Here is a 17,885-nt window from a genome sequence, read left to right as displayed (position 1 = left end):
GAAACTGCGTCAATCCCCGTTAACTTGAGCGCCATTAAGGCTCAACGCTGATCCGTGCCCGAGGCGAAGGACGCACCTCCGATCCTGATCCTGGCGGAGCCCCTGATTCAGGCGGGCCTGGAGCGGTTGCTGGAGGAGTCGTTCCAGCTCAAATCCGCCAGCGACCCAGACAAGGGAGCCATCGCCCTGGTGATCTGGAGCATCAGTGCTGGCATGCCTGCGGCCACGCTGGAGCGGGAACTCGCCCAGCTGCGCGATCGCTGGCAACCGGCACCGCTGCTGCTGCTCCTACCGGCGGAGTCCGACCTACCCAACAGCTGGCTGCTGCAGTTGCCGGCTGAAGGGCTCCTGCAACAGGCGGAGCCCCAGGAGATCCGCGCCGCCGTTGACACCCTGCTGACGGGCGGAAGGGTGGTGGAACTGCGGCCCCTGCGCGGGATCGAGCAACCCGAGCAAAGCCGGGAGGCGCTGGGCCTTGGCCAGTGGCTGCTGCGCAGTGGCCTGGCTCAAATCGAAGCGGAAGCGCTGCGCTGCCGCCGCTGGCTTGACCTCCAGCCGGTGGGCCTGAACGCCCTGCTGTTGGCGGGTCGGCTGCGGGAACTTGCCCTGGCCAAACGGCTTCTGCTTTGGCTCTGGGGGCCGATCAGCATGGCCTTCCCGTCTGAGGCGCCGCTGCAGCGCCCGGAGCCGCAGGCCGTCGTTGGCATCACCCTGCGGGAGCGCACGGCCATCGGTGTCTGGGAGGCCATCCAAGAGCGGTTGATCACGGCCGCCTCCACCGGTCTCAGCAACCAAAGCGGTCAACTGATGGCCCTGGAGGGACTGAACACGGACCACCGCCGCGATCTGCTGCTCGCCCTGCTGGCCCAGTTCGACCTCCTGATCACCCGCTTCCGCCACGAGCAGCTGCGCGGTGTGGCTCTGGAAGAGCGTTGGCTTGGGCAGCAACCGGAATTGCGTCGCCTCTCCATGCGGGCCATGGCAGGTGAATACGTCCAACTACCGCTTGAGGGGGGCCTGCTTCCCGTCGCCCAGAGCCTGAGTGAGGCCAGTGACCTCACCGCGGTGGATCCAGAACTCCCGGCTGCCCTGCCGATGCTCGCGGCCCTGGTCTGCGCCCAACCGATCCTGGTGGACGGCCGCCTGTTGGCCCCCGATGAACCCCAGGCGCTGCTCCACCTGGAGGCACTGATCAGCAACTGGCTGATTCGCACGGCGGAACTGATCAGTGCAGAAATCCTCGCCAGCTGCAGCACCTGGCCTGATCTGCGCCGCTACCTACTGCGCAGTGATCTCCTGCCCACACGGAACCTGGAGCGACTGCGCAACCAGCTGAACTCCCAGCAACGCTGGGACAGCCTGTTTGAAAGGCCCGTCCAGCTCTACGAAAGCCGCCGCTTGCTCTATGGACTCCAGCAAGGCGCCATCGTTCCGATCGAGCACATGGAACCCCGGGACCGGGAGTTGCAGCAGCTCAGCTGGGGCCAGCAACTGATCACCCTCGTGCTGGAGGGTCGCGATGCCCTTGCCCCCCAGGTCCAGGCCCTGTTCAGGCGACTCGGGGATCTGGTGGTGGTGCTGCTGACCCAGGTCATTGGTCGGGCTATTGGCCTGGTCGGCCGCGGAATCCTCCAGGGCATGGGCCGCAGCATCGGCCGCGGTGCCTGACCTGCTGAAGGCCACAATGGCCGCAGCTTTCCCTGCGTTGATGCCCCGCACCCTGGCCCGGCTGCTGAAGCCCCTTGCAGCGCTGGCCCTCTGCTTGGTTCTGGTGCTGGGCCTCGCCGCACCTAGCCAGGCCGCGCGGGACACCAACAGCTACGACGGCAATATCTACGCGCTCTACGCGGGCAACGGCTCCCTGGTGCCGCCGCGAAGCACCCTCTCGCAGGCCTTGGAGGAGCACCGGGTGATCATCCTGGGCTTCTTCCTCGATGACAGCGCCGCCAGCAAGCAGTACGCCGTCGTCTTCAACGAACTGCAGCGCCTCTGGGGCCGCAGCGCTGAGTTGATCCTGCTACAGACCGACCCGCTGCAGAACCGCGAGACCCACGGCGCCATTGACCCCGCCAGCTACTGGAAGGGCAAAATCCCCCAGGTCGTGGTGCTGGACCGCGGCGGCAAGGTGGTCCTCGATGAGAGCGGGCCCGTGAGCATCGACGCCATCAACGAAGCGCTAAGCGGCATCACCGGGCTCCGTCCCCAGGGTGATACGAAGCTCAGCCTCAACCGCGAGGTCAACGAACTCAACAGCGAAATCGTCGCCGCCCCATGAGTCAGCGCCAAGAGACCGACAGCCTCGGGGTCATCGCCGTTCCCGCGGAGCACTACTGGGGCGCCCAGACCCAGCGCTCCATAGGGAACTTCCCCTTCGGCCAGCGCATGCCCCTTGCGATCGTGCATGCCTTTGGTCAGCTCAAGGCGGCCTGCGCTGAGGCGAATCGCGATCTCGGCAAGCTGGATGCGGACCTCTGCGGCGCCATCGTGGCCGCCGCCGAGCAGGTGGCCGCCGGAGATCTGGATCAGGAGTTCCCGCTGAAGGTCTGGCAGACCGGCTCGGGCACCCAGAGCAACATGAACGCCAACGAGGTCATCGCCAACAAGGCGATCGAGGCCCTCGGCGGTGAACTGGGAAGCAAGAGCCCGGTGCACCCCAACGACCACGTCAACCTCAGCCAATCGAGCAACGACACCTTCCCGGCGGCGATGCACATCGCCGTGGTGATCGAACTCGAGCAACGTCTCCTACCCGCGGTTGAGGGCCTGGCGGCGGCACTGCAGGCCAAGGCCACGGCCTACGCCGATCTGGTCAAGATCGGCCGCACCCATCTCCAAGATGCGGTTCCCCTGAGCCTGGGCCAGGAATTCAGCGGCTACGTCGCCCAGCTGCAGCTGGCGACTGAAGCCATCCGCCAGAGCCTGCCGCGGGTGCGGGAGCTGGCCATTGGTGGCACGGCCGTGGGCACCGGCCTCAATGCCCCTAAGGGCTTTGGCGAGGCGGTCGCGGCGCGGCTCACGGAGCGGCTTGGAACCGCCTTCAGCAGCGCCCCCAACAAGTTTCAGGCCTTGGCGGGCCATGAGGCCCTGGCCTCAAGCCATGGCGCCCTGACGGTGCTGGCGGGGTCGTTGATGAAGATCGCCAATGACATCCGCTGGCTTGGCAGCGGCCCACGCTGCGGCCTCGGGGAACTCGTCCTGCCGGAAAACGAACCGGGCAGTTCGATCATGCCGGGCAAGGTCAACCCCACCCAGTGCGAGAGCCTGACGATGGTGGCGGCCCAGGTGATGGGCAACAACACCGCCGTTCAGATCGGAGCCAGCCAGGGCAACTTTGAGCTGAATGTCTTCAAGCCCCTGATCGCCCACAACGTGCTCGAGAGCATCGAGCTGCTGGCGGGCGGCTGCACCAGCTTCCGCGAGCACTGCATCGAGGGCCTCAAGGCCAATGAACAGCGCATCGGGCGACTGCTGAATCAGAGCTTGATGCTCGTGACGGCCCTGACCCCCGCCATCGGCTACGACCGCGCCAGCGGCATTGCCAAACACGCCCACAAGCACGGGCTGAGCCTCAAGGAAGCCGCCCTGGTGCTCGGCGAGATCAGCGCCGAGGAGTTCGACCAGTGGGTGCGCCCGGAGGCGATGGTTTAACAAATACGACTCTGTTCCGAAGAAAAGATAAAGCCAGAAGGATTTTCTCTGGAAAGAGAAAGAATCAGGACGTAAAACCTGATGACAATCCAAGACCAAGAAGGTTGAAAAGATCCAAGAGCGGAAGACCTCTCAATTAACGCGAGATCTAGCATTAATTGGTAACGCAGGCCCGAACTTGCGACATTTTCGATTCGAAGACAGCTTGGGGCGTCAATTAAAGTCATGTCCGTAATTGACTCCGGCAAATGGGTTCCAACAGGCAATAACTATGTGATTGATAGCCTGTGGGGCAGGCTAGGTGTTCAGAAAGAGTTCGGGAAGACATATATCTCAGGCGCCACAAACGGCTTAGCGATTAAAGATAATGGCAATCAAGTCTTCCTCTACGCCGGATCCGTCAATGGCGGAATTCACCTACGGACCTACGACAAAACAGCAGATAGCTGGGGGGAGAGCTGGGAATGGATAAGCGAACCAGGGAGCGGGTATCTCGGCTCACAATCCATTGGAGTTCTAACAATATCGCCTGATGGCAAGTACTTGGCGGTCGGCCAAGGCAATCCGTCAAATTTCACTGGCGTAGCAGCTCCCAGCAGAGGTGTTCAAATCGGCAAGATTCAAACCGATGGCGCCATCGAATGGCTCCCCGTATCAGAGCAAGCAAAGGAATCCCTGTCAGCCAGAGACATACGCAGCATGGTGTGGATGGGAGATGAATTAAAAGCGTCCAGCTGGGATCATAAAAGCAAGGAAGGAAGTTTTATCGAGATCAAAACCTCAGCGCAAGGGATTACTGACGCGCACACAACTGCAACATCTAGCAATCTGTATATAAGCAAGGGAGCTGGGAGCCTAGTTGCCTCATCGTATGCCCTAAAGAATGGCCAGGGCAACATGAGTATCCTTACAACTCGTCAAGACGGCGCACTTGTCTCACTAAATGGAGATAAGTACACACTACTGCTAGAGGAAATCGAAGCCTATAATCTTGACAATCAAAACCAAATATCCCTGCCCGCCAGAACATCGACGCACCCAGATCTAATCAACGGAGAACTAGTTAGCTTTGTAGGATTGTTCTCGGGATCACCCAAATCAAATCCGAACGGCCCTATCAATTTCATTATCAGACTCCGCATAGATCCAGCATCGCAAGAATTGATTGATTACAAGCTGTTCTCTGTGAACGCTGGTGACATAGGAACCAATCAAGCCAGTAATTATTATTTATACGGTAACTTCTCATTAGCAGCGGATCCAAATGATCCAGCGGGTAACTCGGTTTTCGTGGGTGGAAATACGTTTGGCAAAGCAAGCCTTGCTAGCCCAACAGTTGATGGGGGCTTGGTCCGAGTGGATTTCAGCGGTGACAAACCACTCATCTCAGAGACGCTCTACGGTCCCAGGATCAATACAGAGGAAGACAAGCTGGTGACGCCCTTCTCACCAGGTCAGCCCCACGCTGACAGCCGTGCGATCGCCTTTTACGAAAGCAAGACTGGACCAAAGCTGATCCAAACAGATGATGGCGGCATCTGGGAGCTTGGAATAGAAGTGGGACCTAATGGAAGCAGTACAAAATCAGATGCTTGGTGGGAGTCCCTAACGTCAAAGGGGCTGAATACGCTCGAAACCAATATGGTAAGCTGGGCTTCAGCAAGCAACAGCATTGCAAGTTCCTACCAGGACAATTCTGCATCACTCGGATATTACGGCGATGATCACGCCAGTAATGTTTGGGTGGGGGATGGACAACTAGCGTTTTTTGATGACTCAGGGGATAGCAATGACTATTCAGGATATCTAAGCAGCTACGGATATCTACAGAACGGAATTCTTGTTAAGTATGACTACGGGACAGATGGATATATTAATTCGAGAGAATCATCCATCTTTTATCTCCAACGATCACCCAAACAAGATCCGATACCGTGGGGGTGGTCAGAAGAGGCTCAACTACCAAACGCAGGAAATGTCTTTATACTTCCAACAGAAGCGAATGCGTACAAGGAAGGGAACATTGCGCTCTCCGGTCAGCTCAATATCTACGAGTCAATCGCTGCCTCAAGCGAACTGCCAGACAATGCAATTGTTTTCAGACCATTAATTGAATCAGACTATGCAGAACCTCAGCTGAAGCCAACAGCGATAGACAACCAGGGTGATGCAGATGGCGAAGCAATTGCAAGTCTGTATGTAGGAGCACTAAATAGGGAGGGAAAGCCAACGATTTATGGTAGGCAATCGAACTCATCTGGAGACTACAGGATCAATGAAGTTGACTTTGGAAGCTATCGCGAGTCCTTCGAAAGTGCTGGACAAGTCATTGACGTCGCCCATGGACAAGGAAGATCGGGAGACAATCTATATTGGATTCAAGGCGGGAGGTTGATTAACTACTACCATTATTTTCCGACGTTAGTTGAAGCAGAGGCTCAAGTACTCGGAATCAGGACGTCAGATGGGGAAGTAATAAGCATAAGTTTAGGAGAGCTTGGCGTTAAGTTCACTCCAGATGACCAATGGGGAAATCAAGCGCTCGTCTTTGTTCCTAGCGATGGCAATCGTCCTGATCAACTTGTTTTAGGCGGCCTAAATGGAGTCTGGTCAATCGCTCTCTCCGAGAACGGGCTGCCCATTGGTCAGTTTATACAGATGCCATGGCAGGGGCTGGCATCTGCTAACGGTCCTGGAAGCTACGTAAAAACAATTCAATACGACCCTCAAGATGATCTGCTAATCGCAGGGACGCAGGGACAAGGAAGTTATATCTACAGTTTCTCTGGTGAACTGGGCGAACACAATTACAGCAACGAACTCCTTCATATCTCAGACATCACGCTAGAACAACGCTCTAAAGCCAAGGTCGACAAACGAGGTAATCAGGTCAATAGCAGTATTGTAATACAACTGAATAGCGAACTTCAGAAAAAAGACGCAGCCACTGAAATCGAGATCATCCTGCATGATGCCGATAAATGGCGTGGCTCTATGGATTTCATATCTCCATATGACATCAGCGTCCCAGGCTCAACTAAGGCAGCGACGAGTGCCAATGCTTATCTCAACATCCTTAAACCTGAAGGCCTCGCCTTGCAAGGGGGCAGAGAAGTCGACGGAGACATCATCATGCCATTCACATTCCCCGCAGGAGTATCCCTCTACAACCTGATTATTAACGAGAAAGAGGTGGCACACTCTCAAGAGACAATTTCCCTGGACTTCTCAGTTAGAACGACGGATGGCTTGTCTCGAAAGTCAGCCGTTCTGGAGTTAATACCTGATAGCACAAGTGCCAAGGCGATCTTCAACGGTAGCAGCCTGGAATTTGATGGAGATATATATGAGAACGTGACACTACCTCGGGATCAGGCGAATATTTTGTTCTCACAGTTTATGCCTGAACAATACAACGTCATCAGCTCTCCTGTCGCGAATCTCTACACGATAACTCCTTCCATCGATGCTTCTGGGGCAATACTTCCAACGAATAGCAAAGACCATGAAATAAGAACGACACTGCCAATTGACACATACGCAATATTGAGAGCCAGTACGTCACTGAATAGCGAACCAAGTCCTGACCGTTGGATGTTTGCGGCTACTGCAAATGTCTTCAGTCTAGATCCTGCACAGATAAAGCTTGAAAAGGTGATTACCTATGACTCTGCAGATCGTTTTGGAGCTCGATTCTACGATCTAAACGGCGATGGTTATGCCGATCGGCTAAGTATCAATGCGAATGCGTCGCAAGAAGAATTCAGAACTAACGTCGCACTTGGCTTTGGGAGCGCAGTAATTCAGCCATCCTTTAGGGCGATGGATCGACATCAGGTCTTACTTACTGATGGCATTGACAATCTCACGGCTGATAAGCAAAAACCTTTTAACATCAGGGTTAGTGCTGAAGTTGATATAGGGAATCGCCCCGACGTCACAAGCTCCATTGGCTACCTCGTATTGAATCCCTATGAATATCTAATCGACTTCAGTAACACCCTATTCAAGGAGCGCGCAAAAACACTGATTACGAGCCTTGGGGAATCCGTCGACCTAAGCATGATCCCGGAGAACAAAAGCTTCATAAATGAAATTCTGGTCAACACGGGCCAACGCGTGATGTTCTTCGAGGTTGAAGGCGGCTCCATCGATCAACTCACCGGTATCGATGATCCTCGCGTCAGCTGGTTGGAAACGACAGTGGTCCCTGATCAAGAGAACAAAACGCTCTCTCTAAGCAATGAGAATCACACAGCTCTGACCGTCAATATCACGCCAGGTGTACAGGGCATCAATTCCCTGATCGCCGATCTGCAGAATCAGGCACCAATTCTGGATTTCACAGCCTTTGCAACAGACCAAAGCATCAATGGAACTCTCGACTTTGGCCGGGAAGCTGATCTGAATTCTAATTTGGGCTGGTATGTGATAAGCGGCGCCGATGGCGCCATCAGAGCGTCGAATGGCGACACGCTACTACCAGGCGATGTCTCCTACGCCAAGGAAGCCCTGCGGCCGGACAACCTGGTCAATTCCCTTACGGGAATCCAGATCAATGACGATGAAGTTAGCAGCAAGAATATCACCATCAAGGGTGGCAGGATGCTGGCTCCATACGCCAGAGTCAGCAACGGTGAAACCTATTTCGCCTTTGCAGCCGCTAACTCAGATGGTATCCAGCACTTTTATAGCCTCGGCACCAACAAGATCGGATTTGAAGATCTGAAAGGAGGCGGCGATCGGGACTACCAGGATTTAGTTCAGGTCTTTAATTTCAGCACTTTAATCGATCCCGTGCCAGTGGTAATAAATGCCAAACAGGAGATCACGGATAAGTCATTGATTGGAACGGAAAATTTCCCACATGGTCCGGAAAAAGCTGAAATTCCAATTTATTGGCCAGGAAAAGGTGAGTCAGAGGTTGTGGTCAATAATCAACCTGGTGTCATTAGCGACGTTGCCGTTGCTTTTTCACTGACAGGAAACGACAACAGCGACACAGGTCGTATTTTCGTGACCCTGATCAGCCCGAGCGGAGTACGCATACCGATTGCCGGAACGACGATAGACTCCAAATACCTCTCATACGAAGCCGGTCGTAAGAACGCACCAACAAGTTTTGGCCTAAATCTCAAAGCTGGTGAGTCAAAGAGCTTTATTTATAGCGAATCAAAAGACAGCATCTCTAATTACAATATTGCCAGTTCGATCAAGGACACTCTGGATCAAGACAGCACATCGCTGTCCTTAGCATCACTCACAGCTCTTAAAGGGGCTGAGCCGAATGGAGCCTGGAAACTCGAAGTCAAAAACAGTTCAGATGCACCCATTCAGTTGGACACCTGGCAACTGTTTCTTAAGTCTGAAGAAAAGAATGTAAGTACTGATGTCAACGGTTCCTATAGGTTCGACTATATTTCGCCATCAAGTGTGATCGGACCAGTAACACCATGGGTCACACTTCCAAGTGACCGAAGCCTGATCAGTCCGACAGGAAAGCTCAATGCAAACATCCGACTAGGTGAACACTCCCCAGAGATCAGTTTTGGCCTAAGCACACAAAAGACAGTCACAAATGGAACAAGTCCAGACGGCGATAGCTGGGAACGGTTTGACCGCTCATCGCTCCTATCGCCGAGCACCTTGCACCCCAAAACGACACTGAATCAGGCAGTTACCTCATTAGAGGCTGATTCAGCTCGAGCTAAATACGGAGTCAATGGCCAGGGGGTCAAGATTGGCCTCCTCTCAAGCTCCTGGAATGCCCTGGGCGGCGAAGAGTGGGACTACAAAACAGGAGTACTTGATCCAAACCGAGTCACCATTACCAGAGCTGAGCAACATGCACCTGGTCATAAGAATGAGGGCAATGACGAGGGACGATCCATGGCGCAAATCTTGCACTCGATTGCTCCTGGTGCTGATATTGACTTCTACTCCTGGGATGACGAGGCCTTTAATGCCCGCATATCCGACGCATGGGAAAAAGAAAGAAGTGATCCCGAGCGAAATAAAATCATCAGACAGGCATTTGAAGTCTACGAAGGGCAACTCACGGTATGGGAGGAGTCACTCATCAGCCTTGCAGAAAACGGAGCGAGAATCATGGTTGATGACCTAGATGATAATGAGCCATGGTTTGAAGACGGAAGGATGACAAAGGCCATCAATTATGTAGTCAACAAATACGGAGTCACGTACTTCGCGGCAGCAGGAAATTCTTCAGACAGCTCATACCAAGCGACCTTCCAAGCAAAGGGGCTTGATGACATCCTAAAGGAGGACACATTCAAAGATCTTCCAGTCCAACTTCAAGAAGAACTCAGAGCAGGCCATGAACTCCATCTTTTTGAAGGAACAGAAGGCACAAGTTACCTGCAAAGCATTAAAGGCATTAGCAAAGATGGAGTCACTCTACAGTGGAACAGTAAGTGGGGCGAAAACACTAAGTCTCTTAAAGTCATGGTCTTCGATGAAGATGATAATTTCAAATATGAGGGGATTCTCGATCCAGATGGGAAATATCCGTGGACGTGGTTTAGTACAGACGGTAAATCAACTTACAAAATTGCAGTCGTCCATAATGAACCATCGAGCGAGACTCGGCCTGGAGTATTTAAGTGGCTCGCGGGCAATAGTAAAGATGTTCAAGTCTCTAAGGACAGCGACCTAGGCTTTCATTCATCAACAGATATTGGACACACAGCCGGAAACTTAAGTGCAAACGTTGGCTCCGTACAGTACTGGAGCACTCCAGCCTATCGAGCCGATACAGCCGAACTCAGTCAATTCAGCTCTTGGGGTGTTACTCCAATTTACTTTGACTCTGAAGGTAACTTCTTGGCAGAGCCGGAGATGAGGCAAAATCCGATATTTGTCGTGCCTCAAAAGGGCAATACATCATTTTTTAGTCATGGCTACGACGTGAGCGCTGACTCCGATGGTGACTTCCTTCAGAACTTTGAAGGAACATCAGCAGCAGCACCGAATGCCGCAGCAGTAGCCGCGCTAATGCTTGAGTTGAATCCAGAATTAAAGCCGAGCGAAATCATTGATGCCTTAAAGACAACAGCAACCATCGTCCAAACATATGACCACACAACAACAAATGAGAGCGGCTTTAATCGTGCCAGTGGCTACGGCTTGATTAATGCCATGGATGCCTTAGATTACATTGCACAACTGAATCTCTCTGGCACAGTCTACGAAGATAGCAATGCTGATGGTCAGCGAAGCGAAGGAGAACGTGGACTGGAGGGAATTCAGGTCTTTCTCGATAGCAACGGCAATGGCCGCTTAGATCAGAGCAGCAACTGGGAAAGTTTTATCTCAACAACCTGGAATAGTGAATCTATTAATGCAGCAATCGAACCAACTTTGATCGCCGACAAGGTTTCAGGACTGCTGATTGACTCCCGCTACGAAACAGTGATCAATGGGAGCGAAGGCCTCACCAATGAGAAGACATTTAGCGACAACAGTCTGATGATCAGCAGCATCACCAACGCCAACGATTACGATTTAATCATGGAAATCGATAAAAACCTGACGATCAATGGAGACCTACTGATTAAGTTCGACGGAGAGAGCAGCAGAACAGCAGGCTCTTATTCAATCCTCAAAGCCAACTCCATCATCGGCACCTTCGATAATGTATTTATAAGGGGTCTGAATAATGATCTCTATTTTGGGATCGGGAACCAAGGCGGAGAAAACATCCAGATCACGGTCTCGGAGGACTACTTCGTGGGATCCATACAGGCTGGTTCACTCCTCTAAAGCAGGTTCGCCGCCAGCTCCGCCAGTTCGCTGCGCTCGCCGCGGATCAAGGTGATGTGGCCCGCGAGCGGCTGCCCTTTGAAGCGCTCCACCAGCCAGGTCAGGCCATTGCTCTCGGCATCCACGTAGGGATTGTCGATCTGATAGGGGTCACCGGTGAAGACAATTTTGGTGCCCTCACCCACGCGGGTGACGATCGTTTTGACCTCGTGGGGGGTGAGGTTCTGGGCCTCATCCACCACCATGTACTGCCGCGGAATCGAGCGACCGCGGATGTAGCTGATCGCCTCCACCTCCAGGAGTCCCATCCCCTTGAGGTCCGTCCAGTTACTGCGGGGGGCCCGATTGGTGCCGGCACGAGTCGCAGGCCCCAAGGCGCCCTTGGCTCCTGAACGGCCCTCCTCTTCAGGGCTGTTGCCGAGCAGGAAATCAAGGTTGTCGATGATCGGCTGCATCCAGGGGCCCATCTTTTCCTCGAGGCTGCCGGGCAGAAAGCCGATCTCTTTGCCCAGCGAGATCACCGGCCGGGTCACCAGCAGGCGTTCATAGAGCTGTTCATCCGCCACCTGGTGCAGGCCCGCCGCCAGGGCCAGCAGGGTTTTTCCCGTCCCGGCCTTCCCCACCAGGGTCAGGAGTTGCACCGAGGGATCCAGCAGCAGATCCAAGGCAAAGGTCTGCTCGCGGTTGCGGGGCGAGACCTTGCCCAGGCGGGCCCGCGTGCTGCGCTGCAGCGGCACCAGCCGCTGATGCTGGGCATCAAAACGCGCCAGCAGCGTGTGATTGGGTTGGGCCTGATCCACCAAGGTGACCCCCTCATTGGCCTGTAGGTCGGCACCTTCAGAGGAGGGAAGCTCCGTGAGCGGCAGCCCCCCCTCGCTCTTGAGGGTGTCCATCGCCGTTGCACTGGCCGATAGCTCACTGACACCGGCGTAGAGGTCGGCGATGTCGACCTTGTCGGTGGTGTAATCCTGAGCAGTCAGGCCGACGGCATCGGCCTTGATCCGCAGGTTGGTGTCCTTGGTGACCAGCACCACCGGGGGTTGATCGGCAATCAAGCCGGAGCGGAGCTGCTCCAGCGCCACCGCCAGGATGTTGTTGTCACCGCTGCCGCCCTTGAGCTCCGGCGGCAACTGGGCCAGGGTCTCGCTGCGGCAGAAGACCACCTGCAGCGTGCCGCCACTGTCCCCATCAATCGGCACGCCATCCGCCAGGTTTCCCTTCTCCCGCAGGGCATCGAGCAGGCGCGAGATCTGGCGGGCATTGCGGCCCTTCTCGGAGGGGTCCTTCTTGAAGCGGTCGATCTCCTCGACCACCTCGATCGGGATCACCACCGCGTTGTCTTCAAAGCGTGTGAGGGCCTGGGGGTCATGCAGCAACACATTCGTATCGAGAACGAAGGTCTTGCGCATCGGGGCTCACCACCGCAATGCCGAAACGCTAAGCGGGTTTTTCTTCTGCACCACCTACGCTCCCGCAGAACGCAAAGCTCCGCTGTTGGCCGCCCTGTTTGCTGTTGTCCTGATCGCCGCCCTGGTCTTTGGGTTGGCGTTGCTCTGGCTGGAGCTGCGCCATCGCCTGCGGCCCGCCTCACCCCTGCGGCTCAGCAGCAGCGGTTGGAAGGTGCAACGGGTCTCCGACAGCCAATGGCAGGTCAAGGGAACCCTGAGCATCCGCAACCCACACCGGCGGATGGAGGTCTTTGTTCCCGAGATTGAACTCAAACCCACCCTGCTTGGACGCGCGGACCTCTCTGGGGTCAACGTGCGCTGCAGCCTGAGCCCGCAGCACCCCGATGAGGAGGCCCGCGCCGATGGCTACTGGTTCGCCTACATCGTCAAAGGGCGCAAGACCACCCAAGCCGAAGCGCTGATCACGCTTGAGGCCCCAGCCGGCAGCGACCTGCGCAACCTGCTGGACACCCTTTGGCTGGAGATCCTCTGGATCAACTACGGACCCTTCGGCCGGCTCCAACAACGCGATGGGGTGCTGATCCCCCTGCGGCGTCCCGCGCCAGCGCAGAGCTCCAGCGCGACCTGGCGCCAGGGTGATCGCTGCAGCGTGTTGCCGATTCGCACCCATCTGCTCGGAACCCTCGACGATCCCGCCGAGGTCCTGCAGCACTACGCCGGCGCCGTGCTGCAGCCCGGGGATGTCCTGACCATCGGCGAGACCCCGCTGGCGGTCATGCAGGGCCGCTACAACCACCCGGCCAACCTGCACCCCTCCAGCCTGGCCCGTCTGCTCTGCCGGGTCTTCCACCCCACCAGCTCCCTGGCCACCGCCTGCGGCCTGCAGACCCTGATCGACAACGTCGGTCCGGCGCGCGTGCTCTGTGCCTGGCTCGCCGGCACCGCCCTCAAGCTCGTGGGCTTCAAGGGTTGGTTCTATCGGCTGGCCGGTGAACAGGCCCGCCTGATCGACGACGTCACCGGCACCACTCCGCCCTACGACCAGACCATCGTCCTGGGTCCGGTTCAAAGCAGCGAGGTCTGCCGCCAACTGGCCGCCGAGCTCGGCGTCGCCGTCGCCGTTGTGGATGTCAACGACCTCGGTCGGGTCAAGGTGCTGGCCTCCAGCCCCGGCTGCGATGAGGCGCTGCTGGAGCGGGCCCTCAAGCCCAACCCCGCCGGCAACGCCAACGAGCGCACCCCACTGGTGCTGGTTCGCCCGAACTAGCAATCGCCCATACCATTGAAGGAGGCCCCTTCGGCGCCGCCGTGTCCTCAGCTGCTCAACCAAGCCTTCAGGTGAAGCCGCTGCGGGGATGGCAGCTGCCTTTTCTGCAGGAACCCTGCTTCAGCGATCTCCTGCCTCTGCTGCAGCGATCCCTGCTGTTGCAGGGGCCCGAACGGCTGCTTCAACGTCTCGCCCCGCGACCGGCCCTGGCCTCGGAGACCTTCGTGGCCTTCCGCGACCCCCAGACCCCCCTGGGACTGGTTGTCAGTCAACGGCTCAACCGCAGCGGCAGCTGCTGGCAGATCCAACACCTGCGCAGCAGTGAGGCCAGCTTGGAGGCCGGAGAAGCCGGACGCATGGCGATTGAGGCCGCCCTGGTGCGCGCCGCCATCCAGGGCAGTCCGAGCGCCGCCAGTTGGATTGCCACCAGCCCCAGCACCGACAGCAATCGCTTGGGTCTCCTGCGGCAACAGGGCTTCCAGCAACTCCGCCACGAAACCCTCTGGCGCTGGGAACCGCCCCAGAAACCGCTCGATCGCGCCCTGCCCTCGGACTTGCAGCTGCTGCCGCTCAATCGCCGGAGCGCCCTGGCGATGTGGCAACTCGAGCAGGCCGCCCTGCCGGCCCAGTTGCGGCAACTGCTTGATCGCCGCGTGGACGATCTGCTCGATCAAAGCGAACAGCCCAGCTGGATGCTGATGGACACCAGTCGCCAGCAAGCGGTGGCCGGGGTCCGGCGGCTGCGCCCCGGCAGCAGAGAGATCCCAGAACTAGAGCTGAGCCTCCACCCCGGCTGGCAGCACCTGCTGGGGCAACCCCTGCACCTGCTGCTGGAGCAGAGCGCCCAGGGCCTCGGTGAAGTGCTGATCCGCAGTGATGTCCTCAAACACGAGCACAACCAATGGCTGCAAAGCCTGGGGATGGCGCCCGAAGGGGAAGAGGTGGTGATGGCCCGCAGCGTCTGGCGCCGCCATGCCCCGCAAACCAGCCAAGGGGTCAGCCGCAAGCTGGAGGCGGTCCTTGGCCAGCTGCAGCCGGGTCAGAAGCCAATCCCAACGCCCCTCGAGCGCTGATGGCCGCCCCCGCACCCCGCTCGGTGCTCTCCCTGGATGTCGGCCGGAAACGCATCGGCCTGGCCGGCTGTGACCCCCTGGGCCTGACGGTCAAACCCCTTCCGGCCCTGCACCGGGGCCGCTATCCCGCGGACCTGCAGCAGCTCCAGGCCTTGGTGCGGGAACGGCGGATCCTGGCCCTGGTGGTGGGACTCCCACTGGATGCCCAGCAACAACCCACTGCCCAAGCGGAGCACTGCCGCCGCTACGGCGAACGCCTAGCCCGGGACCTGGCCCTCCCCCTGGCCTTTGTGAATGAATACGCCAGCAGCTGGGATGCCGGGGAGCGCTTTGGCCTGCGGGGGGACCGCAGCGGCGCCCTCGATAGCGCCGCCGCCGCCCTGCTGCTCGAGCAGTGGCTCCAGGAGGGGCCGGAGCCGGCAGCGGTCAGCAAGGCGACCCCAGCCCATGGCCTGGAGTCCGATGCCCAGGCATCCTTAGACCATCTCCCCCATGCGCCATGAGCACTGACGGCCCCAGCATCAACGGCACCGGTGATGTCCCGACCGTGCTGGTGCGGGACCAGAGCGGGCGCCAGCTGCTCTGCTTCCTTGAGCAACTGATTCCCCTGGACGGCAAGGACTACGCCCTGCTGACCCCCGTCGACACCCCGGTCTGCCTGGTGCAGATCGCCGAAAACGAGAACGGCGAAGACGAGGTCATCGAAGAGCTCAGCCATGCCGAACCGATCCTCTCGGTGGCCGATGTGGTGCTGCAGGAGCACGACCTAACCCTCGTGCGCTCCGCCGTCACCCTGACCGTCAGCGGTGACCTGGAGGAACCCGATCCCGAGGAGTACGACGAGGACGAGCTCGACGGCGATGAGGACGATGAAACCGACCTCTACGAAATGCTGATCCAGTTCCGGGCCGAGGACAAGGAATACGGCCTGTTCATCCCCCTGGATCCCTTCTTTGTCGTGGCCCGCATGGAAAACGGCGAGGGCGTGCTGGTGGAGGGCGAGGAGTTCGAACGCGTTCAGCCCCGGATCGAGGCAGAACTCGAGGACCGCGAGCTCGGTGACGACTGATTCGGTGACCCGCCTTTCCGTCTCCGAACTGCTGCAGCCCAATCTGGTGGCGGCTGGAACCCTGGTGGACCTTCCCCTGCACGGCCTACTGGCCCAGGGGATCAGGGCCCTAGTGCTGGATGTGGACCGGACCCTGCTGCCCCACCGGGGCTCCAGCCTCCCCGAGCCGATGGAGGCCTGGCTGAAACGGGCGCAGGAGACCGTGCCGCTGCACCTCTTCAGCAACAACCCCTCCCGGGCCCGCATTGGCGGCGTCGCCGAGCGTCTGGGCGTGGACTTCACCACCAGCGCCGGTAAGCCGCGGCGCTCCCCCCTGCGCCGGGTCTTGCAACAGCTCGATCTCCCCGCCGCCCAGGTCGCGATGGTCGGCGATCGGGTGTTCACCGATGTGCTGGCCGGCAACCGACTCGGGATGTACACCGTGCTGGTCAAACCGATTGACGCCGCCGGTCAGCCCTGCCGCCATGACCACTGGCAGCGCTTTGAGGTGAAGTTGGCCCAACTGGCTGGAGCGGAGCTCTCCTGACGATGGGGATGCGCCGGGTCATCAAAGTCGGCACCAGTGTTCTGCGGGGCTCCGGTAGCCGCGGAACCGAGCAGGTGATTAACGACCTAGCCGCCAGCCTCTGCGGCCTCTGGCAACGGGAGGAGCCCGTGGTGCTCGTGACCAGTGGCGCCGTTGGCCTGGGTTGCCAGGCCCTGCAACTGGGCGAGCGACCGACGGAGCTGGAGGGTCTGCAGGCCTCAGCCGCCGTGGGCCAGGGGCGACTGATGACCCTCTACGACCAGGCCTTTGCCGCCCGCGGGCGCTGCGTCGCCCAGGTGCTGCTGACCCGTGCCGATCTGGCCTCCAGGCGCCGCTACCAGAACGCCTGCCGCACCCTGGAGCAGTTGCTCAGCTGGGGCGTCACCCCGGTGATCAACGAGAACGACACCCTCGCGACCGATGAGCTGCGCTTTGGCGATAACGACACCCTCTCCGCCCTGGCGGCGGTTGCGATCCAGGCCGATGAGCTGGTCCTGCTGACCGACATCGACAGCCTCTACTCCGGCGATCCCCGCAGCGATGCCGGCGCCAAGCCGATCCCTGAGGTCAAGTCCCTAGCCGAGATCGAGGCCTTGGCCGGGGTGGCCAAAGGCGGGGGCCGCTGGGGCACCGGCGGGATGACCACCAAGCTCTCGGCCGCGCGCATCGCCACCGCCAGCGGCATTCAGGTGCGCCTGGCCGATGGCCGCGATCCCGCTGTGCTGGAAGCCGTCTTGGCCGGCGAACAACTGGGGACGCTGTTCCGCCCCAGTGAGACCCCCCTGAGCAGCCGCAAGGGTTGGCTGGCCCATGCTCTGCTGCCCAAGGGCAGCATCACCGTGGATGCCGGAGCGGAGCGTGCGCTGCTGGAGCAGGGAGCCTCGCTGCTGGCCGTCGGGGTCCGCAGCGTGGACGGCTCCTTTGGCAGGCGCGAGGCCGTGCGTGTTCTGGGCGAGGACGGGCGGGAGCTCGCCCGGGGCCTCAGCGCCCTAGCAAGCGATGAATTGGAGGGGGATCAGGGGCAGAGCGGAGTGGTCATTCATCGGGACCACCTCGTCGTCATCGCCTCAAGCTGAGACCTGAGAAATCGGCCTACCATCCGCAGCACATC

11 protein-coding genes are annotated in these 17,885 nt (G+C 58.4%); 10 read left to right on the top strand and 1 reads right to left on the bottom strand.

Annotated elements, in window-relative coordinates:
- Positions 1–54: 54 nt before the first annotated feature.
- From ACXIQ9_RS07675 to ACXIQ9_RS07660, 4 genes are all read left to right on the top strand, one after another.
- A complete protein-coding gene (locus ACXIQ9_RS07675; protein ID WP_459016274.1) occupies positions 55–1,668 on the top strand; it encodes a DUF3685 domain-containing protein in 1,614 nt (537 codons plus the stop codon).
- 40 nt (positions 1,669–1,708) lie between these two features.
- Entirely contained in the window at positions 1,709–2,275 is a 567-nt protein-coding gene (locus ACXIQ9_RS07670) for a thylakoid membrane photosystem I accumulation factor (protein WP_459016273.1), read from the top strand.
- Positions 2,272–3,648: a class II fumarate hydratase gene (gene fumC, locus ACXIQ9_RS07665; protein WP_459016272.1), complete on the top strand. Its 1,377-nt coding sequence runs from the start codon at positions 2,272–2,274 to the stop codon at positions 3,646–3,648. Before ACXIQ9_RS07670 ends, fumC begins: the two co-directional genes overlap by 4 nt.
- Before the next feature lie 225 nt (positions 3,649–3,873).
- On the top strand, positions 3,874–11,430 hold the full coding sequence (locus tag ACXIQ9_RS07660; protein WP_459016271.1) for a S8 family serine peptidase: 7,557 nt from the start codon (positions 3,874–3,876) through the stop codon (positions 11,428–11,430).
- Here ACXIQ9_RS07660 and ACXIQ9_RS07655 read toward each other — a convergent pair.
- Positions 11,427–12,839: a PhoH family protein gene (locus ACXIQ9_RS07655; RefSeq protein WP_459016270.1), complete on the bottom strand. Its 1,413-nt coding sequence runs from the start codon at positions 12,837–12,839 to the stop codon at positions 11,427–11,429. The genes ACXIQ9_RS07660 and ACXIQ9_RS07655 overlap by 4 nt on opposite strands.
- A gap of 85 nt (positions 12,840–12,924) precedes the next feature.
- On the opposite strand from ACXIQ9_RS07655, the gene ACXIQ9_RS07650 reads away from it, so the two are divergent.
- Genes ACXIQ9_RS07650 through proB form a run of 6 tightly spaced genes read left to right on the top strand, consistent with a single transcriptional unit; the run spans position 12,925 to position 17,850 of the window.
- Positions 12,925–14,106 (top strand): F420-0:Gamma-glutamyl ligase, encoded by a 1,182-nt coding sequence (locus ACXIQ9_RS07650; protein WP_459016269.1) that lies wholly within the window; start codon positions 12,925–12,927, stop codon positions 14,104–14,106.
- Between the two features lie 41 nt (positions 14,107–14,147).
- Positions 14,148–15,179, top strand: a complete 1,032-nt coding sequence (locus ACXIQ9_RS07645) for a hypothetical protein (protein ID WP_296418537.1) — start codon at positions 14,148–14,150, stop codon at positions 15,177–15,179.
- Entirely contained in the window at positions 15,179–15,682 is a 504-nt protein-coding gene (gene ruvX, locus ACXIQ9_RS07640) for a Holliday junction resolvase RuvX (protein WP_459016268.1), read from the top strand. The genes ACXIQ9_RS07645 and ruvX overlap by 1 nt, the downstream gene beginning before the upstream one ends.
- Positions 15,679–16,248 carry a DUF3727 domain-containing protein gene (locus ACXIQ9_RS07635; protein WP_010317427.1) on the top strand — a complete coding sequence of 190 codons (570 nt, stop codon included), beginning with the start codon at positions 15,679–15,681 and terminating at the stop codon, positions 16,246–16,248. Before ruvX ends, ACXIQ9_RS07635 begins: the two co-directional genes overlap by 4 nt.
- A 4-nt stretch (positions 16,249–16,252) precedes the next feature.
- Positions 16,253–16,774 carry a YqeG family HAD IIIA-type phosphatase gene (locus ACXIQ9_RS07630; protein WP_296418539.1) on the top strand — a complete coding sequence of 174 codons (522 nt, stop codon included), beginning with the start codon at positions 16,253–16,255 and terminating at the stop codon, positions 16,772–16,774.
- Positions 16,775–16,782: 8 nt separating this feature from the next.
- Positions 16,783–17,850, top strand: a complete 1,068-nt coding sequence (proB, locus tag ACXIQ9_RS07625) for a glutamate 5-kinase (protein WP_371820496.1) — start codon at positions 16,783–16,785, stop codon at positions 17,848–17,850.
- The last annotated feature ends 35 nt before the right edge of the window (positions 17,851–17,885 follow it).

This window comes from Synechococcus sp. LTW-G (assembly GCF_054459035.1).
The sequence above is the reverse complement of the archived record's forward strand: the minus strand, read 5'-3'. Positions and strand labels throughout refer to the sequence as shown.

What these genes read in the sequence shown, in the direction of transcription:
- ACXIQ9_RS07670 (WP_459016273.1), top strand. Translation starts at nt 1,709, where the DNA reads ATGCCCCGCACCCTGGCCCGGCTGCTGAAGCCCCTTGCAGCGCTGGCC.
- fumC (WP_459016272.1), top strand. Translation starts at nt 2,272, where the DNA reads ATGAGTCAGCGCCAAGAGACCGACAGCCTCGGGGTCATCGCCGTTCCC.
- ACXIQ9_RS07660 (WP_459016271.1), top strand. Translation starts at nt 3,874, where the DNA reads ATGTCCGTAATTGACTCCGGCAAATGGGTTCCAACAGGCAATAACTAT.
- ACXIQ9_RS07655 (WP_459016270.1), bottom strand. Translation starts at nt 12,839, where the DNA reads ATGCGCAAGACCTTCGTTCTCGATACGAATGTGTTGCTGCATGACCCC.
- ruvX (WP_459016268.1), top strand. Translation starts at nt 15,179, where the DNA reads ATGGCCGCCCCCGCACCCCGCTCGGTGCTCTCCCTGGATGTCGGCCGG.
- ACXIQ9_RS07635 (WP_010317427.1), top strand. Translation starts at nt 15,679, where the DNA reads ATGAGCACTGACGGCCCCAGCATCAACGGCACCGGTGATGTCCCGACC.
- proB (WP_371820496.1), top strand. Translation starts at nt 16,783, where the DNA reads ATGCGCCGGGTCATCAAAGTCGGCACCAGTGTTCTGCGGGGCTCCGGT.